The organism is Pseudotabrizicola alkalilacus (genome assembly GCF_003443995.1).
GTDB lineage: Bacteria > Pseudomonadota > Alphaproteobacteria > Rhodobacterales > Rhodobacteraceae > Pseudotabrizicola > Pseudotabrizicola alkalilacus.
The window spans coordinates 1-848 of record NZ_QWEY01000042.1; the positions used below are offsets into that span (position 1 = coordinate 1).

Genomic DNA, 848 nt, shown 5'->3' on the forward strand with positions numbered 1-848 from the left:
TAGGCTCTGGACCCATTAATTTTCTTGCGGGTCGGACAACTCACTGATTCACTTGCGGCACCACAGGGGGTGCTGCCATGAGCGAGATGATCCTGCTTTCCGAAGCCCAGATGGCGCGGATATCGCCGTTCTTTCCGCTCTCGCATGGCATCCCCAGGGTGGATGATCGCCGTGTGATCAGTGGGATCATCTTCGTGATCCGCAACGGGTTGCGGTGGCGTGACGTTCCGCCAAGCTACGGACCACACAAGACAATCTACAACCGCTTCATCCGATGGAGCGAGTTGGGCGTGTTCGGGCGCATCTTCGTTGAACTTGCCAAAGGTGGCGGCGATACTGAGGAAATCATGATCGACGCCACCCATCTCAAGGCGCACCGGACAGCGGCCAGCCTGCTCAAAAAGGGGCTCTTCCCCGGTATATCGGACGCACAAAAGGCGGGTTGAACTCAAAACTTCATGCAGTCTGCGACAGCGAGGGGCGGCCTCGCACTCTGTTTCTGACGGCAGGCCAGGTCAGCGATTACACCGGCGCTGCGGCCCTTCTGTCGACGTTTCCCCCGGCAAAGGCGCTTCTGGCCGACAAGGGATATGATGCCGACTGGCTGCGTAACGCCCTTGTCGAGCGCAAGATAGAAGCCTGTATCCCATCGAAATCCAACCGGAAAATCCAGATACCCCATGACCGCGTACTCTACCGAAAGCGGCACAAGATCGAGAACATGTTTGGAAAACTCAAGGACTGGAGGCGCATTCACACACGATACGACCGCTGCGCCCACACCTTCATGTCCGCAATCGCCATAGCCGCCATCGTCATCTTCTGGATATGATCAATGAGTCCTGAGC

At 57.2% G+C, this 848-nt stretch carries 1 protein-coding gene; it reads left to right on the forward strand.

The genetic code is table 11. The annotated features are described in order from the left end of the window. Window positions 1-77 precede the first annotated feature (77 nt). Window positions 78-832 (forward strand): IS5 family transposase gene (locus D1012_RS21900; protein WP_118156235.1). Its coding sequence is split into 2 segments (ribosomal slippage): window positions 78-411 and window positions 411-832, totalling 756 coding nucleotides; the frame shifts between segments, so codons are not numbered across the junction. Window positions 833-848 lie beyond the last annotated feature (16 nt).